The sequence below is a fragment of the Streptomyces sp. NPDC026301 genome (genome assembly GCF_055567935.1).
In genome coordinates, this window is sequence record NZ_JBVHPN010000013.1 from 1 (window position 1) to 22,469 (window position 22,469).

Consider the following 22,469-nt stretch of genomic DNA (forward strand, 5'->3'; position numbering starts at 1 on the left):
GTGGGTGGGTGGGGTGGGGAGAAGGGGGGGAAGGGGGGGGGGGGCAAGAGAGGGCCCCCCCCCCCCCCCCACAGTTGCTCCCCCCCCCCCCCCCCCCCCCCCACCGCCCTTCTTTTCGTACTTACCGAGGCTGCCATTTGGCGGAAAACCACCTGACGCGCAACCTTGCCAACACCTACTGGCGCACTTACATTCAACTCAACTCGCCAGTAACACCGGCGGTAACACCCGGCGCGCGGCCCGACCCCCGCGCTCGCCCCACCCCCACGCGCCTCGCTCTTCTCCCCCCACTCATCGATCACGCACGCATCGAAGGGGACAGCAGCCATGAAAGACGCACACGGCAGACCGGTCACGGGACGCGTCAGCGCACGGAAGTTCGCCGTGCTCGCCGTCCCGGCCTTCGCGGGCACGGCGGCCCTGGCCATCGCGCTGGCCAACGGGGCGCTGGCGGCGTCCTTCGCCGTATCCGGCCAGCAGTTCAAGGTCTCGGCGAGCAGCCTCGACGGGGACGGCTTCGCGCAGTACGGCAGCGTGGACGCGAACGCCCGCGGCGAGCTGCTGCCGGTCGCGGTGACGGCCATCAAGAAGGCGGAACTGAACGACCTCTGCCAGTCGGTGGTCACCAAGCTGCCCGTACTGGGCAACATCTCGCTCAACCTGACAGCGGGCACGGGCGGCAAGCCCGTCGAGGCCGAGAACCTCTACGTGGACGCCACCCAGCTCTCCGGCAACGCGTCCTTCCACAACATCGAGATCGGCCGGGACGCCTCGACGCTGGACAAGGGGCCGGCCGACGCGCAGGGCATGCAGGACGCGTTCTCCCAGCAGGCCGACGACGTGCACATCACCGGCCTGAAGCAGACCGCCTGGGCGACCAACGCGGGCACCTTCAAGCTCTCCGGCCTGAGCATGAAGATCAGCAAGGGCAAGAAGGAATGCTTCTGACCCGGCGACCGGCGGCCCGGCAGTCGGCCGACGGCGCGGCGCGGCCGCGCTCCGCCTGGTGGCGCTGGCGCAAGGGGCGTCCCTTCTGGGGCGGCCTGGCCACCGTCCTGGCGGGCGCCGAGATCTGCGCGATCCCGCTGGCCCCGCTGAAGATCATGCTGCAGCAGGGCATCGCCGGCGTCCCGTCCGTGCTGATGGGGCTGGTGATGATCGTCATGGGCCTGACGGCCTGGTTCACGCCGCAGTACCGCGGCCCGGCAGGCGTACTGACCGTCCTGATGGCGGCCGCCGCGCTGGTCATGTCCAACCTCGGCGGCTTCCTCATCGGCACCCTGATCGGCATCCTCGGCGGCGCCCTGATGTTCGCGTGGCAGCCCCTGCCCGCCGCCGCTGATCCGCTGCCCGGCGCCCCGGCCGCGCCGACCGCTCCGTGAGCCGCGGAGCCCGTCGCCCCCGGCCCCTCCACCGACCCACCCCCCGCACCTCCGCACCGGTAACCGCACGTTCACCCGCAACGGCAACCGTGAAGGAGCTCCCCCCGATGAGGCACCTCAGATCCCGCACGTACGCCCGTCCGCACGCCCGCACCCTGCTCGCCACCGCCACCGGCATCGCGGCGGCCGGCGCGCTGTGCCTGTCCGCCGCCGGTACCGCGACCGCGGCGGCGCCCGCCGCACCCGGAATCGCGGCCGGCTCCACCACCGTCACCCCCGCAGGGCACGCCTTCGCCGCGAAGCTCAGCGGCAAGGCCACCTTCAAGGCCGGTTCGGTGACCGTGACCTGTACGGTCTCGAACGCCACCGGCAAGGTCCCGGACGCGCCGGCGAATCACAACGACGCGGGCGCGGTGGCCAGTACGATCACCGCCCCGACGTACAGCTCCTGCACGACGAGCATGGCGGGCGTCAGCGCCACCGTCACCACCAGCGGCACCTGGGGCGTGGCCATGCAGAACGGCGCGCCCAGCACCGCGGCCATGAACATCCCCCAGGGCGGCGTCGTCGTGAAGACCAGCGGCCTCGCCACCTGTACGGTCACGGCGGCGCCCGGCGGCCCCGCCACCGTCAACGGCACGTGGACCAACGGCGCGCCGTCCACGCTCACCTTCTCCGGCGCCTCGGTCCCGGTGACCGTCACCGGCGGTTTCGGCTGCCCGACCAGCGCGACCACCTCGACGTTCGGCGCCACCTATACGGTGTCGGACACCACCGACCCGGCCGCGCAGATCACCGTCACCGGCTGACACCCCTGACCGGGTGACCGGCCGGCCCGCATATCGTCCGAGTGGCGCGGCACGGCCGCCGGGCGGATGCTGGACGGGCGACGATCCGACGGCGCGGTGCTCACCGGAGTACCGCGCCGTCCACGTGCGCCAGGCCACACGAGAGGCCCCAGTTCCGCCGGATCGCAGCGACAAGGATCACAGGCATACTTTCCCGGTGTCCGGTTTGCCGCCGACGTCGGCCCTGCAATGAGGCGGTTTTCCTGCATTCCCTTATGCAACTGTGCACACTCCGTGACGATCCGATCTGCCCCTATGGTCGGTGTTCGCCCGTCGGTGGCCCGGCGGGCGATTGTTTTGCAGTCGTCCCAGAGAGCGCAGGCGAGCGAACACGTGCCGACGCACACTTCCGTCGCACCCGGTCCCCGTACCCGTACGAAGAGTCCGTCCAGCACGTCGGCGCACGGCGCCACGGTCGTCGACCCGGCCATGGCGAAACGGGCCGTCTCGGCGGCCGCGCTCGGTAACGCGATGGAGTGGTTCGACTTCGGCGTCTACAGCTACATCGCGGTCACCCTCGGACAGGTGTTCTTCCCGTCCGGGAATCCGACCGCGCAGTTGCTGTCGACGTTCGGAGCGTTCGCGGCGGCCTTCCTCGTGCGGCCCATCGGCGGCATGGTCTTCGGTCCGCTCGGCGACCGTATCGGACGCCAGAAGGTCCTCGCCATCACCATGATCATGATGGCGATCGGCACCTTCGCGATCGGCCTGATCCCCTCGTACTCCGCCATCGGCGTCGGGGCCCCGATCCTGCTGCTGATCGCCCGCCTGGTGCAGGGCTTCTCCACCGGCGGTGAGTACGGCGGCGCCTCGACCTTCATCGCCGAGTACTCGCCCGACAAGAAGCGCGGCTTCCTCGGCAGCTGGCTGGAGTTCGGCACGCTGGCCGGCTACATCGGCGGCGCCGGCCTGGTCACGCTGATGACCGCGCTGCTCAGCCACGACGACCTGCTCTCCTGGGGCTGGCGGATCCCGTTCCTGATCGCGGGCCCGATGGGCATCATCGGCCTGTACCTGCGGATGCGCCTGGAGGAGACCCCGGCCTTCGCGGAGATGGAGAAGGAGGCCGCGGAGCAGGAGAAGGAGCGCCGCGCCGCCGAGAAGAAGACCGGCATCCGCGACATGGTCTTCGGCCAGTGGCGCGCGATGCTGCTCTGCATCGGCCTGGTCCTGGTCTTCAACGTCACGGACTACATGCTGCTGTCGTACATGCCCAGCTACCTGACCTCGGAGCTGAAGTACGACGAGACGCACGGCCTGCTGGTCGTACTGGCCGTGATGGCCGTGATGATGTGCGTCCAGCCGTTCGCGGGCCGGGCCTCCGACCGCTTCGGCCGCCGCCCGGTCATCGCCGCCGGCTGCGTCGGATTCTTCGTCCTCTCCATCCCGGCGCTGCTGCTGATCCGCCAGGGCTCGCTGGCCGCGATCGGCCTGGGCATGGCCGCGCTCGGCCTGCTGCTGGTCTGCTTCACCTCGACGATGCCGTCCACGCTCCCCGCGCTCTTCCCCACGAAGGTCCGCTACGGCTCCCTCTCGATCGGCTTCAACATCTCCGTCTCGCTCTTCGGCGGCACGACCCCGCTGGTCGTGACGGCCCTGATCAGCGCGACCGGCGACAAGATGATGCCCGCGTACTACATGATGGCCGCCGGCGTCATCGGCGGTATCGCGGTGTGGAAGATGACCGAGAGCGCCGGCCGCCCGCTGCCCGGCTCCAAGCCCGCGGTGGCCAGCGAGGCCGAGGCCCGCGAACTGCGCACAGCGGCCTGACCCCGCCACCGCCCGCACCGACTGCACGACGGAGCCCCCTACCGCCCCGGCAGGGGGCTCCGTCGTGGGCGCGTCCGCCCGTGGGGCGCCCGGGGGTCGCGTGGGGCGATGCGGCAGGATGACGGCATGAGCATCGTGAAGATCAATGTGCTGACCGTCCCCGAGGAGCAGCGGGAGGTGCTGGAGAAGCGCTTCGGCGCCCGGGCCGGTGCCGTGGAGTCCTCGGACGGCTTCGAGTGGTTCGAGCTGCTGCGCCCGGTGGAGGGCACCGACCAGTACCTCGTGTACACCCGCTGGCGTGACGAGGAGTCCTTCCAGGCGTGGATGGAGGGCCCGATGAAGGCCGCGCACCAGGGCGGCGGCGAGGGTGGCGAGCGTCCGAAGCCGGCCGCTTCCGGCTCCACCGTGTGGTCGTTCGAGGTCGTCCAGCAGGCCGCCCCGAAGCAGGGCTGAGCCGCGTGACGGGGGATTGCGCGACCGGCCGCCGGGCGTGGACGGTCGGCGAGGAGCCGGTCGCCTCGTCCGGGGCCGCCGCCCTCCTGCGGGCCTACCTCGCCGAGGTGGCGTCCCGCTGGTACCGCCGCCCTGCCACCGACGAGGAGCTGGACCGGGCCGTCGCCGAGGACCCGGTCGAGGACCTGACGCCGCCCGCCGGGGCCTTCCTGATGGCCCGGTACGGCGACGAGCCGGGCGGCTGCGCCGGCGTACGGCTGCTGGCTCCGGGCACGGCCGAGCTCAAGCGCATGTACGTCCGGCCCGAGCTGCGCGGCAGCGGGGGCAGCGGCGCGCTGCTGGCCGCCGCGGAGGCCGCCGCGCGCGGGCTCGGCGCCCGGCGCGTCCGCCTCGACACGCGCCTCGACCTGGTGGAGGCGATCGCCTTCTACCGGCGGTCGGGGTTCGTGGAGATACCGGCGTACAACGAGGGTCCGTACGCGCAGATCTGGTTCGAGAAGCGGCTGGACTGAGGGCGGAACGAGGGTCAGGGCGGGCCGGGGATCAGGCCGGGCCGGCCCCCGTCGTGCGGCGCTGGAGGCGTGCGTCGTCGCCGTCGTGCGGGCGCTCGCCGTCCGAGCCGCCCATCTCGGCGGTCAGCTGCTGGACGAGTTCGGTCAGGTCGGTGGGGCGGTCCTTGGTCCACCAGTCGCCGAGCAGCTCGGCCAGCGCTTCCTGGCGGGCGGCCGCGAGCCGGCTCGCGACCCGCTGCCCCGCCTCGGTGAGCACCATCGGCATCCCGTGCCGCTCCGCGAGCCCCCGCTCCTCCAGCTGCCGGGACGCCTCCGAGATCACGCCGAGCGGTACGGCGCTGCGCTCGGCGAGCAGCGCGGGCTCCACCGAGCCGTAGCGGTTCATCCGCAGCGCCATCCAGCTCGCCGCCGGTTTCAGGTCGTACCCGGCGCGCGCGGTGATCGACTGGTACAGCTTCTTGCGGCCTTCCAGGCAGCCCAGCTTGGTGAGCGCGCGGGCGCATTCGTCGCGCGAGGACCGTTCGACCGGGTTCGAGGAGAGCACCTCGGTGGTGTCCGGCGCGGTGACCGAGCCCCGCAGCGGCTCCTCCTTGAGCAGCCAGGCCAGCGCGAAGGCCAGCAGCACGACGGGCACCGCGTACAGGAAGACGTCGGTGATCGACGACGAGTAGGCGTCCAGCACGCCGGACGCCTGGCCGGGCGGCAGCTTCGCGACCGAGCGGGGGTCCTCGGCCAGCGTGCCCGGGTCCACGCCGGGCGGCAGCCGGCGGCCGGCGAGCGCGTCGGCGATCCGCGGGCCCAGCATGTTGGCGAAGACCGTGCCGAAGATCGAGACGCCGAAGGACGCGCCGATCGAGCGGAAGAAGGTCGCGCCAGAGGTGGCCACGCCCAGGTCGGCGTACGGGACGGCGTTCTGCACGATGAGCACGAGGACCTGCATGACCAGGCCGAGCCCGAGGCCGAAGACGAAGAAGTACCCGCTCATCTCCGCGACGCTGCTGGCCCGGTCGAGCTGGTGCAGGAGGAGCAGGCCCACGGCGGTGACCGCGGTGCCGGCGATCGGGAAGACCTTGTAGCGCCCCGTACGGCTGACGAGCTGGCCCGAGACCGTGGAGGAGAGCAGCATGCCGACCACCATCGGCAGCATGTGCACGCCGGACATGGTCGGCGAGACGCGGTGGACGACCTGGAGGAACGTCGGCAGGTAGGTCATCGCGCCGAACATCGCGAAGCCGATGACGAAGCCGATGGCCGAGGTGAGCGCGAAGGTGCGGATCGTGAAGAGGCGCAGCGGCAGCACGGGCTCGGCTGCCCTGCGTTCGACCAGTACGAAGGCGCCGAGGAGCAGCACGCCGAGCACGCCGAGGCCGATGATCTGCCAGGAGCCCCACGGGTAGCTGACGCCGCCGAGCGAGGTCATCAGCACGAAGCAGGCGGCGACCGCGGCGATCAGGACCGTGCCGGGGTAGTCGATGCGGTGCGGGGTGCGGCTCGACGGGATGTGCAGCACGGCGGCGATGACGATGAGCGCGACCGCGCCGATGGGCAGGTTGATGTAGAAGACCCAGCGCCAGGTGAGATGGTCGACGAAGAGGCCGCCGAGGAGCGGCCCGAGGACGCTCGTCCCGCCGAAGACCGCGCCGAACAGTCCCTGGTACTTGCCGCGCTCGCGGGGCGGCACGATGTCGCCGACGATCGCCATCGACAGCACCATGAGGCCGCCGCCGCCCAGGCCCTGGACGGCGCGGAAGGCGATGAGCTGCGGCATGTTCTGCGCGATGCCGCACAGCACGGAGCCGATGAGGAAGATGACGATGGCGGTCTGGAAGAGTTTCTTGCGGCCGTACTGGTCGCCGAGCTTGCCCCACAGCGGGGTGGCCGCCGTGGAGGCCAGGAGGTAGGCGGTGACCACCCAGGAGAGGTGGTCCAGGCCGCCGAGCTCGCTGACGATCGTGGGCAGCGCGGTGGCGACGATGGTCTGGTCGAGCGCCGCGATCAGCATGCCGAGCAGCAGCGCGCCGATCGCCACCAGGACGGTCCGCTGCGGCCGGTCCTCGGCGGGGACGGCGGGAGCGCTGGTGTCCTGCGCCATGGACGTCTCCTTACGTCGGAACCGCGGCGGCGGGCGGACACGGGCGGGCCCGGCCGCGGCCGGGGAGCGGAGCCGCACTCCCCGTCCGGATCATTTTGCCCCGCTATGGCCCGTCGGGCGATGTGTTGGACTCCACTTGTTCACGTCCGGGCGCCCTGTGCAGGAGGCGGCGGCGTCTGGATAATCGCAGCCGACGACGAGGGAGGGGACCCGTACGTGGAGGCCAGGAACTGCCCGACCTGCTTAGCCCCCGCTCGGACCGACGGCCGCCCCGGCTGCCGGTGCGAGCAGGCGGTGGCGCCGGATTTCGACCCCCTGCACATCCGGCCGTACGTCACGCTGCCGGACGCGCCCGACCCGGACGATCCGCCGGACCCGCCCCGCAGGCCGCGCGCGTTCACGGTGCGGGCCTACGGTCCGCCGGCGTTCCCGCCGCCTTCGTACGTCCGGGTGGAGCGGCCGCCGTACGCGCCGCCGCCGTACTCCTCGCTGCCGGCCCCCGAGCCGTACGCCACCCAGGCCGATGAGCCGGTCCCGGAGCCGTACTCCGGGGAGACGCCCGACCGGCGGCGCGCCGCGCTCCCCGTCGTGGGTCCGGTGGCGTTCATGGACCCGCCGCCGGAGGCCGCTCCCGTCATGGGGCGGGCGGGCGGGCAGACGGTTCCGCCCGCGCCCCGGCGGCACGGCCGGTCCGCGCTGCTGGCCGGGCTCGTGGTCACCGCGGCGGCCGGTTCGGTCTGCGCGGCGCTCTTCGGCGGTGAGCTGCGGCCCGCGGGCGGGACGGGTCAGGCGCTGCCCGACCTCGGCGGACGCTCCAGCGCCGACCTGCCCACCGAGGAGGCCGGGGAAGCCGGGGAAGCCGCGCGGGCCCGGCCGACCGCCCCGGCCGCGGCCTCCCGCTCGGCCGCCCGGCTGCCCGGTGCGCGGACCGTCGACGCGGCCCTGCTGTCCGAGGGCGCGAACGGCCCGGAGGTCGTCGAGCTGCAGCGGCGGCTGGCGCAGCTGGCCCTGTACGCCGGCGCCGCGGACGGCCGGTACGACGCCGGGGTGACCGCCTCCGTGGCCCGTTACCAGCGGGCGTACGGCGGGACCGGCGATCCGTACGGCGTCTACGGCCCCGTGACCCGTGCCTCACTGGAGTCGCGCACGGCCCGGCCCTGACGCCTCTGACCGGCCCTTTTCCGCTCCGTACCACTTCGCCCCCTTGGTCCTTCGGCCAGGGGGGCCTGGCGTATGGCGGCAGCGCTTTGTATCGTGGATGAACAAAGTGGTTCCGCCCGTTTTCCCTGACCGGCGGGCGGAGCCGCTCTTGTTCTCGCGTCGCTCTCGTTCTCGCACCACTTCAGCCCTCCAGCCGAGGAGCCCGCCATGACGGCACCCCGCACGCTCACCGCCCGCGCGCTGCTGCTCGACATGGACAGCACCATCGTCAACTCCGAGGCCGTCGTCGAGCGCTGCTGGCGCCGCTGGGCCGCCGAGCAGGGCATGGCCGCCGAGGACGTGCTGAAGGTCGTGCACGGCCGCCAGGGCTGGGCCACCATGGCCGCGCTCCTCCCCGACCGCCCGATGGAGCAGAACCACGAGGACAACCGGCGGATGCTGGCACAGGAGACCGCGGACACCGACGGCGTCGTACCGGTACCGGGCGCGCCCGCCTTCATGGCCGCGCTCGACGGCGTGCCGCACGCCCTGGTGACCTCCGCGAGCGTCCCGCTGGCCGACGCCCGGATGGGCGCCGCCGGGCTGGCGATGCCGGCCGTACGGATCACCGCTGAATCGGTGAGCGCGAGCAAGCCGGACCCGGAGGGCTTCCTCAAGGGCGCCGCCGAGCTGGGCTTCGCCCCCGAGGACTGCCTCGTCTTCGAGGACTCCGAGGCGGGCATCCGGGCCGGCCAGGCCGCCGGGATGCGGGTCGCCGGCGTGGGCGAGCGGGCCGCGGCCTTCGCGCCGACGGTGCAGGTGGACGACCTGACGCAGGTACGCGTCGAGGTACTGCCCGAGGGCGGCGTGCGGCTGCACTTCGCCGTCTGAGGGCGCGAGCGACCAGGAACCACGAGGGGCGCCACCCGGCCGGGTGGCGCCCCTCGACGCTGTCACGGCGCGCTCAGCCCGCGATCGCCTCGTACAGGCTGAAGCCCGCGAGCACGATCATCACGCAGGCCGCGATCTTCGTGATGAGCTTCAGGGGGACGAACCGCATCAGCGTGCGGCCGCCCAGGATGCCGAGCGCGGCCACCGCCCACAGGGCGAGCACGGCACCGACGCCGACGGAGACGGGATCGCTGTAGCGGGCCGCGAGGTTCGCCGTCATGATCTGCGTGAGGTCACCGAACTCGGCGACCAGGATCATCATGAAGCCGGCCCCGGAGACCTTCCAGAAGCTCTGGTCGGCGGGCTTCTTGACCTCTTCCTCGTCGTCGTCCTTCTTGAACAGCAGCACGGCGGCGCCCGCCAGGAAGAGCACGCCGACGATGCCCTGGACCAGGCGGTGCGGCAGCAGGGTAAGCACGCTGCCCGCGGCGATGGCGAGCGCGACGTGCACCAGGAAGGCCGCCGCGACGCCGACGAACACGTACGACGCGCGGTAGCGGGTGCCGAGCATCAGCCCGGCCAGTGCGGTCTTGTCGGGCAGCTCGGCGAGGAAGACGACGCCGAAGACGACGGCTGCGACGGAAAAGCTGAACACGGGGTGGAATACCTCGTTCGATAGGGCCGCACCGAAAGGGGCCCGGGAAGAGGGGTCGCTTCGGCACGGCAGCGTCGGACACTGCGGCCGAAGGTCTCGCTGGCGTACGGAAACGATCCCGCGGATCCGATCCGTACGCTCCGGGCGCCGGCGGGTCCATCCATCGCGCGCGTGCGAAGCACGCTCCACCAGGGGTGGTGGTCGGGCGACGGGTGGGACCGCAGTATGTCGACGGTCCGGCGAAGAGCTACTCCCCTTCTGCTGGGACCAAGCGTACGCGGTGCAGCCGCCCGCGGGCGACCAGCTCCAGTACCACCGATACCGCGACCGCCTGCACGGCCAGCAGCGCCACCAGGACGAACAGCTGCACCGCACCGGCCTGAACGGGTGAAGCGCCGCCCAGCAGCATGCCGACGAACGCGCCCGGCAGTGTGACCAGCCCCACCGTCCGGGTCTGGTCGAGGCCCGGCAGCAGCGCCTCGGAGGCGACCGGCCGGGCCACCTCCATCCGCGCCTCCCGGTCGAGCAGCCCCAGCGCCAGGCCCGCCTCCACCTCGCCGCGCCGGGACTCCAGCTCGTCCAGCGCGCGCCGCCCGCTCAGTACCGTCGCCGTGAGCGCCCCGCCGATGAGGATGCCGGTCACCGGGATGAGGGTGACCCCGCGGGGCGGCACCAGGCCGGTCAGCAGCAGCACGGCGACCACCGGCAGCACGCCCGCGGCGATCGGCGCCGCGGCCCACCACCACGTGCGGTTGGGGGTGATCCGGCGGCCCGCCGTCCGCACCGCGACCAGGAACATCAGCAGCAGGAAGCAGACCAGCAGCGGGGCCGCGCGCACCACCCAGCCGATGAGGAAGGAGACGGCGGCGAGCTGGGCGGCGGCGCGCAGGCCCGCGACGGCGATGTCCCGGGCGTGGTCCAGCCGGCACAGCGCGGCGACCGTCACGGCGGCGACGAGCAGCACCCCGAGCACGACCGCGAGGGTGACGTTGACCGGCAGCAGCACACGATCACCTTAAGGACTCCGGGCCGGCCGGCACGGTCAACGGACGCATGTTCGGCGCGTGCTGGCGGCGCGTCACCTCTTGATCTGACGTGGGCATGTCGCCACTCTGTTACCTGGAACCCGCACGACTTCCCTTGTCCCCCCACATCAACGGGAGTTCCGATGTCCAAGGTCTACGCGCGTCGCGCATCCCTCGCCGCCGGTTCGGCCGCGGCCCTCGTCTGCACACTGCTGCTCAACGGCCAGTCCGCCCAGGCCGCGCCGCCCGCGCCGCCGAGCGCCGCCACCGCCCGTACGTACCTCGCCGAGATCAAGGAACAGGCCGAGGGCCCGCAGGACGGCTACAGCCGCGACAAGTTCCCGCACTGGAGCGACCAGGGCGGCAGCTGCAACACCCGTGAGGTCGTCCTCAAGCGCGACGGCAAGGACGTCGAGACGGACGGCAGCTGCGCCGCGGTGAGCGGCAGCTGGACCTCCCCCTACGACGGCGCGACCTGGACGCAGTCCTCGGACGTCGACATCGACCACGTCGTACCGCTCTCCGAGGCGTGGAAGTCCGGCGCCGCCGACTGGACCACCGACCGCCGCGAACAGCTCGCCAACGACCTCACGCACTCCCAGCTCATCGCGGTCACCGACAACGTGAACCAGGAGAAGGGCGACCAGGACCCGGCCGAGTGGCTGCCGTCGAAGACCTCTTACCACTGCGAGTACGCGCGGATGTGGGTATGGGTCAAGCACGAGTACGGCATGACCGCCGACTCCGCGGAGAAGGCCGCGCTGAAGAAGATCCTCGACGGCTGCTGACCGGGCGGCCGCCGACCCGCGGCCACCACCGACCGGGCGGCTCCGCCCTCCATCCCCATGCCCGGCGGAGCCGCCCGACCTCCCTCCGGCCGCCGCCCCTGAAGCGGGGTGCTCCTATCCTCGGAGCCGAGTGCGGGCGGCCGTCCGTACGGGGTGCGGGCACACCGGCCCGCGCGAGGGAGGACCGCGATGACCGGACTGCGGCTCGGACCGCTGCTGCGCTACGTGGACGAGGACAGCGCGACGGTGTGGGTGAAGACCGCGGCGCCCTGCGAGGTGACCGTGGCGTGCGGCAGCGGCGTCACCGGCGCGGACCGCACCTGGCAGGTCGCCGGGCACCACTACGCGCTGGTGCCCGTCGAGGGCCTGGCGCCGGGCGAGGAGACGCCGTACCGGGTCCTGCTGGACGGGGAGCAGGTCTGGCCGCTGCCGGACAGCCCGTACCCGCCCTCCGTCATCCGCACCCTGCCCGCCGAGGGGCGCGGCCCGCTCTCCGTGGCGTTCGGCTCCTGCCGCTGGGCCGCGCCGCCCTCGGGCGGCAAGAGCCACCTGGCCGCGGTGCCGGGCGTGCCGGGCGAGCACCACGACCCGGCGGGCCCCGACGCACTGGACACCCTCGCCGCCACGCTGGCCCGCGATCCGGCCCGTCCCCGCCCCGACGTGCTGCTGCTCCTGGGCGACCAGGTCTACGCCGACCAGACCTCGGAGGCGACCGCGGCGCTGCTGGCCCGCCGCCGCGACACCGCGCGCCCGCCGTGGACGCAGGTGGCGGACTACGAGGAGTACACCCACCTCTACGACGAGTCCTGGCTGGACCCGGAGGTGCGCTGGCTGCTCTCCACGGTCCCCAGCTGCATGATCTTCGACGACCACGACGTGATCGACGACTGGAACACCTCGGCCGCCTGGCTGACCCGGATGCGCGCGACCCCGTGGTGGCGCGACCGGATCCTCGGCGGCCTGATGTCGTACTGGGTCCACCAGCACCTGGGGAACCTCTCCCCCGCCGACCTCGCGCGCGACGAGCTGTACGCCCGGGTGCGGGCGGCGGCGGACGGCACCGCGCTCGTACGGGACTTCGCCGCGGCGGCGGACGCCGACCCGACCTGCGCGCGCTGGAGCTACCGGCGCGACTTCGGGCGGGTACGCCTGGTCATGGTCGACACGCGCGCCACCCGCGTCCTGGAGGAGGGCGGCCGGGCGATGCTCGACGCGGAAGAGGCGAAGTGGGTGCGGCAGGAGGTGCTGGACGGACCCGGCAGCTACGACCACCTGCTGATCGGGAGTTCGCTGCCGTGGCTGCTGCCCCACCTGGTGCACGACGCGGAAGTCTGGAACGCGGCGCTGTGCCGCGGCGCGCGCGGCCCGGGGTGGGCGCGGCGCGGTGAAGCGCTGCGCCAGCGGGCCGATCTGGAGCACTGGGCCGCCTTCCCGGAGTCCTTCGCGGCGCTGGCCGACCTGATCTCGGAGGCCGCCGACGGGCCGGCCGCGCCGGCCACCGTGTGCGTCCTGTCCGGCGACGTGCATCACGCGTACGTGGCCGAGCCGCACTGGCCCGAGGGGGCGGGCCCGGCGGGCCGCGTCCTGCAGCTGACCTGCTCGCCGGTGCACAACAGCATCCCGGCGGTGATGCGGGTGGGCTTCCGCTTCGGCTGGAGCCGGGCGGGCCGGTGGCTGGGACGCGCGCTGTCCCGGCACGCGCGGGCCGGCCGGCCGCCGGTGTCCTGGCGCCGCACCGGCGGCCCGTGGTTCGGCAACCAGCTGATGACCCTCACCCTGCGTGGCCGCGACGCCCGGCTGAGCCTGGACCAGGCCCGCGAGGCGACGGACGCCGCGAGCGGACGACGGTCGGCACGCCTGGAGCGCGTACTGGAGCGGTCCCTGACGTGATCCGGCGGGCGGCGACCGGGGACTGCGCACCCTCTTGACGAGTCCACTGGTCTGGACCAAAGTGACGGTCACGGCAAAGGTTCAGACCAAGCACAACAAACGCTTGAAGTTGCAAGCACCAATAAGGCACGCCTAACCTCAGGTCTCTCGGTTACGTCCCCAACCGCAGGAGTCCCTGTCATGTCCACACCTCTCCCCTCGTTCACCGAACGCGCCCGCCCCCACGCGACGGCGCTCTTCCGCATCGTCACCGGCCTGCTCTTCGCCTGCCACGGCGCCTCCTCGCTCTTCGGCGTCCTCGGCGGCGCGATGGGCCAGGGCGGCACCGTCCCGACCGGTACCTGGCCGGGCTGGTACGCCGCGGTCATCCAGCTCGTCGGCGGCCTCCTGGTGCTGCTCGGCCTCGGCACCCGCACCGCCGCCCTGATCAGCTCCGGCTCCATGGCGTACGCATACTTCTCCGTCCACCAGGGCGAGGCGCTGTGGCCGATCCAGAACGGCGGGGAGGCGTCCGCGATGTTCTGCTGGGCCTTCCTCCTGCTGGTCTTCACCGGCCCCGGCGCCTGGGCGCTGGACCGCGTCTTCTTCGGCCCCGGCGACCGGGACGAGAGCGCCGCTCCGGCCGCGCCCCGGCGGGAGCCCAGCGCCGCCTGACCCGCCGCCCGGCAGCACCACTCTCCGCTCAGCCCTGAGGGCCGCCTGTCCCGGCGGCCCTCAGGTCGTTCCCGGCCCCGCTACCTCGCCGCGTGCTTGAACGGCACCGAGAAGCAGCCCAGCCGGTCGCCCGCCATGCCGGCGTGCCCCTGCCCGGTGTGCGTCTTGTGGTCGTGGATCACCACGGACCGTGCCTCACCCGGCCGGAACCACCACGAGTGCTTCGACGCCATCGAGGCGTCGCCGTCGGAGTCCGTGGTGAAGTCCAGCCACACCTCGTTCTCCGGATTGGCGTACTTCGGGTCGGTGGACGGCTGATGCGGGTCCTTCCGGTTCTGGTAGTGCGGCCCGGAGTCGTCCGGCTTCTCACCGCACGGCTTGGTGTGGACGTGCGCACCGTAGGTGCGATGCGGCTCAAGCCCCCGCACCTTCAGCCGGATGGTCATCCCGCGCTCGTTCTTCCACTGCGCGACCATGATCCGCGCGTTGGCCGGCACCTTCTTCGTGTTGTACGTCACCGCGTCGGAAGGGTCGAACTCCGACACCGGGGTGAACCGGCTGTCCTTGCCCACCACGAGGTCTCCGCCGCCGGGTGTGCCACCGTGCACGGGCGCCGCAACAACCGGCGCCGCCAGTAACAGTGCCGCCATCGCGCCCGTCAGAATTCCTGCCGCCATCCCACGTCCTCCTTGTCACTCCCCGTAGGCGCGCGGACGCGCGCCGGATCCCCCGTGTAGCCCAGCAGGGGATCTCACCGGCAGGAAACGCGTGATTCGGACAACACCTGCGGCCCCTGGCTCCGATCTCCGGACATCCCAGGCGTACGCTGTACAGCTGTACGAGCGACAAGCCGCCCCTGCCGCTGCCATGCGACGTCGCGGCCGGGGACGACTTGGAGTAATGAGGTGCTGGAGAGTCTGGGGGCGCTGGCCGATCCCCCGTGGATTTATCTGATCGTCGGGCTGTGTGTACTGCTCGACGTCTTCGTGCCCTTCCTGCCGAGCGGCGTGCTGCTGATCGCCGCCGCGACGGCCGCCGGGACCCGGTCCGCCGCCGTCGGCGTCTCCCCGGTGCGCGGTGACTCCGGCCTGCCGGACCTGCTCGCGCTCGCCCTGTGCGCCGCGACCGCTTCGGTACTGGGCGACCTGGCCGCCTACCGGGTGGCCTGGCGCGGCGGCGATCGCTTCGACCGCGCCATCGCTCGCTCGCGCCGCCTGACCGCCGCGCAGGAACGTCTCGGCACCGCGCTCACCCGGGGCGGTGGGACCATCGTCGTACTGGCCCGCTTCGCGCCCGCCGGGCGCTCCGTGGTCAGCCTCGGCGCGGGCGTCGCCCACCGCACGGTCCGCGAGTTCCTGCCCTGGTCGATGGTGGCCGGGGTGGCCTGGGCGGCGTACAGCGTGGCGCTGGGCTACTTCGGGGGCCACCTGCTGGGCGCCACGTGGTTCAGCACCGCGGTCTCGTTCCTCGCCCTCTTCGCCGCCGGCTCCGCCGCGCTGTACGTGATGCGCCGCCCGGAGCGCCGGCCCGCACACTCGGGCTGACGTCCGGCGCCGGTCCGCCTAAAACGCGTCTTTCGGATCAGCCCGTACCGCCTCCGGCACCACCGCGATCGGGCACAGCGCGTGCAGCAGCACGGCGTGGGCGACCGAGCCCAGGCGGCGGCCGACCGGCAGCCTCCGGCGGTGCCGCCCGACCACCACCAGGTCGCTCTGCTCGGACGCCTCGACCAGCTGCCCGGCCGCGTCCGCAGGGCGCAGCGCGGCCTCCACCTCGACCTCCGGGTACCGCTCCCGGTACCCGGCGAGGACCTCAGACACCTGCCTGACCAGCGCTTGTTCGTACTCCCGCTGTGTCGTGTCGTACGCGATCAGGTAGTCGAAGGCGTTCGGTACGACCATCGGCCACATGTACGCGGCGATCACCTGGAGGGCCGCTCCGCGCCGGGCCGCCTCCTGGAAGGCGAAGCCGAGCGCGCTGCTCGCCCGGGTCTCCTCCGCCGTCGGGTCGATGCCCAGGGTGACGCGGCCGTGCGCCGGTCCCTGCCGGTGGCCGACGCCGGGCCGGGCGGCCCCGCCGTCCGCGGCCGCCGTCCGCGCGCCGCCCCGGTCCGGGCGCGGCACGACCACGACGGGGCAGGCGGCGTGCGCGGCACAGGCCATGCCGTTGGAGCCGAGCAGCAGGCTGGCGAAGCCGCCCCGGCCGCGCGAGCCGAGCACCAGGAGCTGCGCCTCGTCGCCGAGCGCGGGGAGGATCGTGTCGGTGAGGCCGTTGAGGCTGCGGAACTCGACCTCCGGCGGCCCGGCATCCCCGGCCAGCTGCTGCCGCAGCTCTTCCAGTACGGGGTCGCCGGTGCCCGCCTCGGCGTCGGCGGCGCGGGCGGCGGTGACGTACGGCCAGACGTGCACGACCTGCAGTGGCGCGGAGCGGAGCCGGGCCGCCTCCGCCGCCCAGCGCACCGCGCGCTCGCTGTCCGGGGACCCGTCCACCCCGACGATGACCGGCATGCTGTCCATGTCTGCCTCCCTGCGTTCCGCCGGGCTACCCCGCACGGGAAGTACGGTGCCAGCATGCATGACAGGCGATATAGGCGTGCATTCCGGACAGGCGGGACACGGTCGGCCAGCCGGCCGGGTGTGCCGGAGCCGGTAAAGTCGAACGTCCCCGCACCGCCCCGCCTCTGGGGCGTGCCCCTCCTCCGGGACGCGCCCTCCATCGGCCGTGCCGCCTGATCCGGGACGTCATGAACGCACACCGGCCCCACGCCGCCACCGCCGCCGACCCCTCGGCCCCCGTCCTCACCTGGGAGGAGTCGGGGGTGCGACGCTCCGCCCGCTGGCGTTCGGAGAACGGCGCGGCGCCGCCGCGGCGGGTCGAGATCGCCGACGACCGGACGAAGGCCGACGCGGCGTACAAGCTGGCCTGCGAGGGCACCGCGCTGCTCTGGCGCGGCGACTTCCACAACGCCCGCCAGCTGCTGGCCGCGCTGGCCCGTCGGATCGACCGCCGCCCCCGCAAGCCGGCCCCCGCCGACGACCCAGCCCGCGCCTTCCACCTGCACCGCGCCGCGCAGAGCCAGCGCGCCCGCATCCTCGGCATGCTGCTGGTGCCGCTCGACGCCGAGTACGGGGTCCCGCTGCACCGCGCCCCCGACGTCCGCGCGGCCTGCGCCCGGGCGTACGGCCCCGCCGCGCCGCACGCCTCCGGTGCTCCCGACGCCTCCGATGCGCCGGGCGGCGACGGTACGGATTCGGCCGTCATGGAATCGGTCGTCACGGATTCGGCCGTCACGGATTCGGTCGTCTCGCTGCGCGAGCTCCTCGGGCTCGTCGGCGCGTACGAATGGCACCGCAAGGGCGTCGAGATCCCCGCCCTCGGCGGCGAGCGCGTCCACCCGGACTACGGCGTCTTCTCGCCCCAGCGCGGCGAGTACGTCGACCTGGTCGCCGAGGCGCCGCTGCCCGGACAGCCGCCGGCGCTGGCGTTCGACATCGGCACGGGCACCGGCGTACTCGCGGCGGTACTGGCCCGGCGCGGCGTCCCGCGCGTCATCGGGACCGACCAGGACCCGCGCGCGCTGGCCTGCGCGCGGCAGAACGCCGAGCGGCTCGGCGTCGCCGACCGGGTGGAGATCGTCGAGGCGGACCTCTTCCCCGCCGGGCGCGCCCCGCTGGTCGTCTGCAACCCGCCCTGGGTACCGGCCAAGCCGACCTCCTCCGTGGAGTACGCCGTCTACGACCCCAACAGCCGGATGCTGCGCGGCTTCCTCGCGGGGCTCCCGGAGCATCTGACGCCGGGCGGCGAGGGCTGGCTGATCCTCTCCGACCTCGCCGAGCACCTCGGGCTGCGCACCCGCGCCGATCTGCTCGCCCTCTTCGACGCGGCCGGGCTGACGGTCCTCGACCGGCTGGACATCGCACCGCGGCATCCGCGCGCCCGCGACACCGCCGACCCGCTGCACGCGGCCCGCGCGGCGGAGGTCACGTCCCTGTGGCGGCTGGGGGCCGCGGCGAGCTGAGTTCAGGGCTGCTTCCGTACGTAGACGTCGACGCGGCGGCCGCGCGTCTCGGTGCTGCCAATGCGCGCGAAGTGCCGTGCCAGTACGCGCTGCTTCGTGGCCTCGCGCGCCGGTACCGGCCGGGAGGCGGGCGGTGCGGCGTCCGTGACCAGCACGATCCGGCGGTGCGCGAGCATCTCGGCCCGTATGCGCGCGGGCGGGTGCTCAACCCCCTTGAGCGTGCCGCCGGCCACCGGCCCCTGCCGCAGCGCGAGATCGTCGAGTCCCGCGAAGGCCGCCGGGCTCACCAGCTCCGTGTCGCGCCGCGCCGCGGGGAGGAAGACCACCCCGTCGCCGCTGATGCTCCGCGCGGCGACCACCTCGGCGGCCCGGAGGACGTCGTCCACCCGGCTCTGCGGGCTCCGCAGCCCGGTCTCGACGGGCAGCAGCGCCAGGAAGCCGAGCGCCGTCACGCCCGCGAGCAACGCCCCGCCGGGTATGCGTAGCCGTACGGGAAGACCGCGGACCGCGAGCGCCCGTACGGCCGTCGCGACGGCCAGGCCGGCCGGCAGCGCGAAGCCGATGTTGGTGAAGAGCACGTAGCGGTCGAGGTAGAGCGGGCGTGCCAAGGAGGCCAGCAGCAGGCCGGCCTGCGGGACGGCGAGCAGGGGGAGCGCGACGGACGCGAGGGAAAGCGCGGGCACAGGGCGGGTCTTCCGGATCTTCCCGGGGCCGCACGGGACGCGCGCGCAGACCAGGCCCGCGAGCACGAGGGCGGCGATGCCCAGCAGCGTGGTCCAGGCGACCGGCTTGATCCATGACACCTGTTCGGCCTGCGAGCGGCTGGCCAGTACGAGGGGCAGCGCCCCGGCCACCGCGAGCCCCGCCGCTCCGCACCAGCGCACGAGGACGCCGCGCAGGCCACGGCGGCGGGCCAGCAGCACGGTCACCGCGTGGGCGGGCAGCACCAGCAGCGAGAACCAGTTCAGCAGCGCGGCGCACAGCACGGCCGCGGCGTAACCGGCCCACCAACCGCGGCTCTTCCGGGCCGCGTCGGCGCCGCGGACCAAGAACCAGGTGGCGGCCGCGACGCACGCGGTCACCAGGGCGTAGGAGCGGCCCTCCTGGGCGTAGTGCTGGATGTTGGGGATCAGCGCGAGGACGAGCCCCGCGGCCAGTCCGGCCCACGGCCCGGCCAGCCGCCGCCCGGTGGCCGCCGTCACCGCTGCGGCTGCCGCGACGGCCAGTACCGACGGCAGCCGCAGCGCCACCAGGTTCGGCCCGCCGAGCGCGAAGGCGGCGTGCATCAGCGCGTAGTAGACCCCGTGCACGACGTCGACCTGGCCCACGAGGTGCCAGATCTCCGGCAGCGAACGCCGGGCCGCCTGCCAGGTCGCCGCCTCGTCCCGCCACATGCTGTGTTCGCGGGTGATGCCCCAGCAGCCGAGCGCCAGCGCGAGCAGCGCGGGGACCGCGGCGACCAGCGCGGCACGGGGCGCGGGCCACCGGTCCGCCGGCCCTGCACGGCGAACGGTGCGCCGGGGAACCAACTGGCCCGGGGGGCTGTCTATGGGGGCAAGGGCGGCATCTGAGGACATGAACTGCACACTACATCGAGTGTATACACGCAGCGTATACGGATTCGGACGCGTGCGCCGCGGACGAGCGAAGTGACCGACTCCGCCCGATCTCTCCCTCCCTTCCCCTCTCCACGGCAAAAGTGTGATCATGACACCATGAGCAGCGATATGAGGATGTCCGCAGACATCGAGCCGGAGTGGTTCCCCGAGCCGGGCGTCGCGTCGGGCACCGCCCCCGTGGCGGGCGGCGAGCTGTACTACGAAGCGGCGGGAGCGGGCCCGGCGGTGGTGCTGCTGCACGAGGGCATGCTCGATCTGACCATGTGGGACGAGCAGTTCGAGTGGCTCGCGCGGTCCGGGTACCGGGTGATCCGGTACGACGCACGGGGCCACGGCCGTTCCTCCGTCGTCGACGGGGAGTACGCCCACCACGAGGACCTCCGGGCGCTGCTCGCCCATCTCAGCATCGCCCGCGCGACGTTGGTGGGGCATTCGCACGGCGCGCGCGTCGCGCTGGACAGCGCGCTGGCCCACCCGGACGCCGTCGCCGCTCTGGTACTGGCCGCGCCCGGCATCAGCGGCCGCGCGTTCTCCGACCCGTTCCTGCTGCACCACATCAGGGAGCAGGTGGCGGCGGTGAGCGCGCCGGGCGGCGTGACGCTCTTCATCGAGCACTTCCTGCGGATGTGGGTGGACGGCCCGCACCGCGAACCGACGGCCGTGGACACCGACTTGCGCGAGCGGATACGGGTGACGGCCAGGGCCACCGTGCGGGCGCACGCCGAGGGGATGGGGCGCGGCACGGCCCTGGAGGTCGGCGCGGCGGACCGACTGGCGGAGATCGGAGTGCCGACCCTCGTCATGGACGGCGACCTCGACAGCACCGACATTTCGGCCAACGCCCATGCGATTGCCCTCGCGGTACCGGGCGCCCGACGGGCCCGTATCCCGGCCGCCGGCCACCTGGTGAACCTGGAGAACGCCGCACTGTTCGACCGCGAACTGGCCGAATTCCTACGGGGCGCCGCGTACTGACGCTGACGCGCCTCGGCCCCCGCGGAGGGTTGCCGCTCCCGCGGGGAGCCGGGTCGCGTGCCGCCCGGCGACGGGCGGCGTCAGATGCCGGGCAGTACGTCGTCGTCCACCTGCTCGACCAGCTCGAAGGACTCGCGCAGGGCGGCCAGTTTGAGCAGGCGGAGCACGATGGGCCGGAGATTCATGAGCGCCAGCCGGCCGCCCCGGGCCGTCACCTGGTCCCGCAGCCGGCAGAGCAGGTCCAGGCCGCTGCAGTCCATGAACGTGACGTGCCGCAGATCGATCACCATGGCCTTCTCACCGGGCCCGGCGTTCCTGCCGCCGACGTCGCAGCAGCCCGCGAACACGCCCGAGCGCCCGTCGTACCGCACTTCGGGAAGAAATCCGGGAAGGGCGGCCGGAACCCCGCTCGTCAGCGGAATCATTTCCGCGGGCGCTCCGGGCCGGACTTCGGGACGCGCGTCCGGAGGGAGTTCCGGGTGGGCTTCGGTCCGGACGTCGGGGCGGGCTTCCGGAAGGGCCTTCACGCGCGGAAGTATCCGCGGAATCACCCTCGGCGTCCTCGGCACCGCACGGGCCCGAGGAGCGGGAAATATCGCGGACCGCCGCAGCGCGTACAGCGCGTGGAGCGCCAGCAGAACGTCGGCTTCGATGCGCAGCGCCATGGCCAGGTCGAGTTCGCCATGAAGTGCGAGAACGACCAGGTCGCCACCACGGCGAACGGTCACCTGCACATCGGCGTCGCTTCCCCCCACGTCACCCCCAGTTGTGCTTCAGGCCGTATCACGAACACGGCGACGGGCCGGTACGCACCAGGGTCTGGGATGCACAGGCACCGTAACCGCGCCCTGCAACGCAGAATCGATCAGGCATGACAGAACGCCACTGACGGGTGAATTTTATCCATATCGCTTGACGGCAAGCCAGGCTCAGACAGTGGCCGAATGGCGGCGAAAAACACCGCGAAGGGGAGCAGAACTCTGCATTTATGCAGACATTCCCCGGTCACCGGAAAGCATAAAGCAGGACGGTGAACGGTCAACCCTCGGCGGCCATATCCGTGGTGACGACCTCGGGCCTGCCGCGGGCCCCGGACGCGAGCGGAACGACCGGCAGCGGAACGACGTCTGCCGAGCCCTCCTGCTCCGGGCCGCTCGGCGCCAGTTCGGCGACCACCGGGAACGGCCGGCGGAAGCACACCTCGAGCGAGCCGTCCGTCCGGTGGTGCACGCACAGCCGCCCCGCACCCGCGTCCCCGGCACCCTGCCGCTGCCCGGGTTCCTCGTCCTCGGGGGGCTCGTCGACCCGTACCGCGCACTGCCCGTCGTCGATCTCGATCGTGAGGCGGTACGCGTCCGCGCTGCCGTGAGTCAGCATGTAGGCCGTCGCCCGGGCCAGGTCCGAGACCAGGGACGCGCTCCCCTCCGCCGGCACGCCGAGCGCGTCCAGCACCGCGCAAGCCAGCACGGTGGCCTCCTTGTCGCTACCGGGCCGTCGTCGTGCGCTGAGCGCCCAGCGGAACGCGGGGGCTCGGCCGGCGGCCGGGGACATACGGGAGGCGGCCGTACTCTGCTCCATGGCCGGACCCTGCTCTCCTTCGGAAGTGGACTCGGGGGCCTGTCCGCCGGGGAATCCCACCGGCACTCGCCACTGAAAGGGCGCGCTGAACAGGCGCGACCGGGGTCCGGGGCCACTCCGTTTCACCATAGAACTCACGATCGACGCGGAACCCGCCAATTCCGGCCACTTCGGCCCTG

The 22,469-nt window shown here is 73.0% G+C and carries 22 protein-coding genes; 14 read left to right on the forward strand and 8 right to left on the reverse strand.

Going from position 1 to position 22,469, the window contains the following annotated elements:
- Window positions 1–327 precede the first annotated feature (327 nt).
- The 6 genes from ACZ4MH_RS22820 (at window position 328) to ACZ4MH_RS22845 (ending at window position 4,965) form a co-directional block, all read left to right on the forward strand.
- Window positions 328–948: a DUF6230 family protein gene (locus ACZ4MH_RS22820; RefSeq protein ID WP_351599428.1), complete on the forward strand. Its 621-nt coding sequence runs from the start codon at window positions 328–330 to the stop codon at window positions 946–948.
- A complete protein-coding gene (locus ACZ4MH_RS22825) occupies window positions 939–1,382 on the forward strand; it encodes a DUF6114 domain-containing protein (protein ID WP_351599429.1) in 444 nt (147 codons plus the stop codon). Before ACZ4MH_RS22820 ends, ACZ4MH_RS22825 begins: the two co-directional genes overlap by 10 nt.
- A 107-nt stretch (window positions 1,383–1,489) precedes the next feature.
- Window positions 1,490–2,191, forward strand: coding sequence for a hypothetical protein (locus tag ACZ4MH_RS22830; RefSeq protein ID WP_351599430.1), 702 nt, complete (start codon window positions 1,490–1,492; stop codon window positions 2,189–2,191).
- A 468-nt stretch (window positions 2,192–2,659) separates the two neighbouring features.
- Entirely contained in the window at window positions 2,660–4,000 is a 1,341-nt protein-coding gene (gene proP, locus ACZ4MH_RS22835; RefSeq protein ID WP_467754672.1) for a glycine betaine/L-proline transporter ProP, read from the forward strand.
- Window positions 4,001–4,126: 126 nt separating this feature from the next.
- Window positions 4,127–4,453, forward strand: coding sequence for an antibiotic biosynthesis monooxygenase family protein (locus ACZ4MH_RS22840; protein ID WP_351599432.1), 327 nt, complete (start codon window positions 4,127–4,129; stop codon window positions 4,451–4,453).
- A 5-nt stretch (window positions 4,454–4,458) separates the two neighbouring features.
- Window positions 4,459–4,965, forward strand: coding sequence for a GNAT family N-acetyltransferase (locus ACZ4MH_RS22845; protein WP_351599433.1), 507 nt, complete (start codon window positions 4,459–4,461; stop codon window positions 4,963–4,965).
- A gap of 31 nt (window positions 4,966–4,996) precedes the next feature.
- On the opposite strand, the gene ACZ4MH_RS22850 is transcribed toward ACZ4MH_RS22845, so the two are convergent.
- Window positions 4,997–7,057 (reverse strand): MDR family MFS transporter, encoded by a 2,061-nt coding sequence (locus ACZ4MH_RS22850; protein ID WP_351599434.1) that lies wholly within the window; start codon window positions 7,055–7,057, stop codon window positions 4,997–4,999.
- A gap of 216 nt (window positions 7,058–7,273) precedes the next feature.
- Between ACZ4MH_RS22850 and ACZ4MH_RS22855 the strand changes: the two genes are divergently transcribed.
- Entirely contained in the window at window positions 7,274–8,218 is a 945-nt protein-coding gene (locus tag ACZ4MH_RS22855) for a peptidoglycan-binding domain-containing protein (protein ID WP_467754658.1), read from the forward strand.
- A gap of 207 nt (window positions 8,219–8,425) precedes the next feature.
- Window positions 8,426–9,088, forward strand: coding sequence for an HAD-IA family hydrolase (locus ACZ4MH_RS22860; protein WP_351599436.1), 663 nt, complete (start codon window positions 8,426–8,428; stop codon window positions 9,086–9,088).
- Window positions 9,089–9,161: 73 nt separating this feature from the next.
- Here ACZ4MH_RS22860 and ACZ4MH_RS22865 read toward each other — a convergent pair whose 3' ends face one another.
- Both ACZ4MH_RS22865 and ACZ4MH_RS22870 read right to left on the reverse strand, forming a co-directional pair.
- Window positions 9,162–9,743 (reverse strand): TMEM165/GDT1 family protein, encoded by a 582-nt coding sequence (locus ACZ4MH_RS22865; RefSeq protein WP_351599437.1) that lies wholly within the window; start codon window positions 9,741–9,743, stop codon window positions 9,162–9,164.
- 247 nt (window positions 9,744–9,990) lie between these two features.
- A complete protein-coding gene (locus ACZ4MH_RS22870; RefSeq protein ID WP_351599438.1) occupies window positions 9,991–10,749 on the reverse strand; it encodes an ABC transporter permease in 759 nt (252 codons plus the stop codon).
- A gap of 162 nt (window positions 10,750–10,911) precedes the next feature.
- Between ACZ4MH_RS22870 and ACZ4MH_RS22875 the strand changes: the two genes are divergently transcribed.
- The 3 genes from ACZ4MH_RS22875 (at window position 10,912) to ACZ4MH_RS22885 (ending at window position 14,100) form a co-directional block, all read left to right on the forward strand.
- A complete protein-coding gene (locus tag ACZ4MH_RS22875) occupies window positions 10,912–11,556 on the forward strand; it encodes an HNH endonuclease family protein (RefSeq protein ID WP_351599439.1) in 645 nt (214 codons plus the stop codon).
- Between the two features lie 189 nt (window positions 11,557–11,745).
- Window positions 11,746–13,446, forward strand: coding sequence for an alkaline phosphatase D family protein (locus tag ACZ4MH_RS22880; RefSeq protein WP_351599440.1), 1,701 nt, complete (start codon window positions 11,746–11,748; stop codon window positions 13,444–13,446).
- Window positions 13,447–13,626: 180 nt separating this feature from the next.
- Window positions 13,627–14,100 carry a DoxX family protein gene (locus ACZ4MH_RS22885; RefSeq protein WP_351599441.1) on the forward strand — a complete coding sequence of 158 codons (474 nt, stop codon included), beginning with the start codon at window positions 13,627–13,629 and terminating at the stop codon, window positions 14,098–14,100.
- Window positions 14,101–14,180: 80 nt separating this feature from the next.
- Here ACZ4MH_RS22885 and ACZ4MH_RS22890 read toward each other — a convergent pair whose 3' ends face one another.
- Window positions 14,181–14,777, reverse strand: a complete 597-nt coding sequence (locus ACZ4MH_RS22890) for a superoxide dismutase family protein (protein WP_351599442.1) — start codon at window positions 14,775–14,777, stop codon at window positions 14,181–14,183.
- Between the two features lie 228 nt (window positions 14,778–15,005).
- Here ACZ4MH_RS22890 and ACZ4MH_RS22895 point away from each other — a divergent pair, with 228 nt between their 5' ends.
- Entirely contained in the window at window positions 15,006–15,644 is a 639-nt protein-coding gene (locus ACZ4MH_RS22895; RefSeq protein WP_351599443.1) for a DedA family protein, read from the forward strand.
- Window positions 15,645–15,662: 18 nt separating this feature from the next.
- Here the strand turns inward: ACZ4MH_RS22895 and ACZ4MH_RS22900 are convergent, their stop codons facing one another.
- The gene (locus tag ACZ4MH_RS22900; RefSeq protein ID WP_467754659.1) at window positions 15,663–16,616 is read right to left on the reverse strand and encodes a universal stress protein; all 954 of its coding nucleotides are present in this window, start codon (window positions 16,614–16,616) and stop codon (window positions 15,663–15,665) included.
- A gap of 227 nt (window positions 16,617–16,843) precedes the next feature.
- Here ACZ4MH_RS22900 and ACZ4MH_RS22905 point away from each other — a divergent pair, with 227 nt between their 5' ends.
- The gene (locus ACZ4MH_RS22905) at window positions 16,844–18,118 is read left to right on the forward strand and encodes a class I SAM-dependent methyltransferase (protein ID WP_351599387.1); all 1,275 of its coding nucleotides are present in this window, start codon (window positions 16,844–16,846) and stop codon (window positions 18,116–18,118) included.
- A 2-nt stretch (window positions 18,119–18,120) separates the two neighbouring features.
- Here the strand turns inward: ACZ4MH_RS22905 and ACZ4MH_RS22910 are convergent, their stop codons facing one another.
- The gene (locus ACZ4MH_RS22910; protein WP_351599386.1) at window positions 18,121–19,695 is read right to left on the reverse strand and encodes a glycosyltransferase family 39 protein; all 1,575 of its coding nucleotides are present in this window, start codon (window positions 19,693–19,695) and stop codon (window positions 18,121–18,123) included.
- A gap of 138 nt (window positions 19,696–19,833) precedes the next feature.
- Between ACZ4MH_RS22910 and ACZ4MH_RS22915 the strand changes: the two genes are divergently transcribed.
- Window positions 19,834–20,712, forward strand: coding sequence for an alpha/beta fold hydrolase (locus tag ACZ4MH_RS22915; RefSeq protein ID WP_351599385.1), 879 nt, complete (start codon window positions 19,834–19,836; stop codon window positions 20,710–20,712).
- 80 nt (window positions 20,713–20,792) lie between these two features.
- Here ACZ4MH_RS22915 and ACZ4MH_RS22920 read toward each other — a convergent pair whose 3' ends face one another.
- Together ACZ4MH_RS22920 and ACZ4MH_RS22925 are read right to left on the reverse strand one after the other, a co-directional pair.
- A complete protein-coding gene (locus ACZ4MH_RS22920; protein WP_351599384.1) occupies window positions 20,793–21,440 on the reverse strand; it encodes an STAS domain-containing protein in 648 nt (215 codons plus the stop codon).
- A gap of 310 nt (window positions 21,441–21,750) precedes the next feature.
- Window positions 21,751–22,290: a hypothetical protein gene (locus tag ACZ4MH_RS22925; protein ID WP_351599383.1), complete on the reverse strand. Its 540-nt coding sequence runs from the start codon at window positions 22,288–22,290 to the stop codon at window positions 21,751–21,753.
- Window positions 22,291–22,469 lie beyond the last annotated feature (179 nt).

Bases quoted from the DNA above. Each gene is read 5' to 3' on its own strand.
- ACZ4MH_RS22820 (WP_351599428.1), top strand. From the start codon at position 328: ATGAAAGACGCACACGGCAGACCGGTCACGGGACGCGTCAGCGCACGG.
- ACZ4MH_RS22825 (WP_351599429.1), top strand. From the start codon at position 939: ATGCTTCTGACCCGGCGACCGGCGGCCCGGCAGTCGGCCGACGGCGCG.
- ACZ4MH_RS22830 (WP_351599430.1), top strand. From the start codon at position 1,490: ATGAGGCACCTCAGATCCCGCACGTACGCCCGTCCGCACGCCCGCACC.
- proP (WP_467754672.1), top strand. From the start codon at position 2,660: ATGGCGAAACGGGCCGTCTCGGCGGCCGCGCTCGGTAACGCGATGGAG.
- ACZ4MH_RS22840 (WP_351599432.1), top strand. From the start codon at position 4,127: ATGAGCATCGTGAAGATCAATGTGCTGACCGTCCCCGAGGAGCAGCGG.
- ACZ4MH_RS22850 (WP_351599434.1), bottom strand. From the start codon at position 7,057: ATGGCGCAGGACACCAGCGCTCCCGCCGTCCCCGCCGAGGACCGGCCG.
- ACZ4MH_RS22860 (WP_351599436.1), top strand. From the start codon at position 8,426: ATGACGGCACCCCGCACGCTCACCGCCCGCGCGCTGCTGCTCGACATG.
- ACZ4MH_RS22875 (WP_351599439.1), top strand. From the start codon at position 10,912: ATGTCCAAGGTCTACGCGCGTCGCGCATCCCTCGCCGCCGGTTCGGCC.
- ACZ4MH_RS22880 (WP_351599440.1), top strand. From the start codon at position 11,746: ATGACCGGACTGCGGCTCGGACCGCTGCTGCGCTACGTGGACGAGGAC.
- ACZ4MH_RS22885 (WP_351599441.1), top strand. From the start codon at position 13,627: ATGTCCACACCTCTCCCCTCGTTCACCGAACGCGCCCGCCCCCACGCG.
- ACZ4MH_RS22890 (WP_351599442.1), bottom strand. From the start codon at position 14,777: ATGGCGGCAGGAATTCTGACGGGCGCGATGGCGGCACTGTTACTGGCG.
- ACZ4MH_RS22900 (WP_467754659.1), bottom strand. From the start codon at position 16,616: ATGGACAGCATGCCGGTCATCGTCGGGGTGGACGGGTCCCCGGACAGC.
- ACZ4MH_RS22905 (WP_351599387.1), top strand. From the start codon at position 16,844: ATGAACGCACACCGGCCCCACGCCGCCACCGCCGCCGACCCCTCGGCC.
- ACZ4MH_RS22910 (WP_351599386.1), bottom strand. From the start codon at position 19,695: ATGTCCTCAGATGCCGCCCTTGCCCCCATAGACAGCCCCCCGGGCCAG.
- ACZ4MH_RS22915 (WP_351599385.1), top strand. From the start codon at position 19,834: ATGAGCAGCGATATGAGGATGTCCGCAGACATCGAGCCGGAGTGGTTC.
- ACZ4MH_RS22925 (WP_351599383.1), bottom strand. From the start codon at position 22,290: ATGGAGCAGAGTACGGCCGCCTCCCGTATGTCCCCGGCCGCCGGCCGA.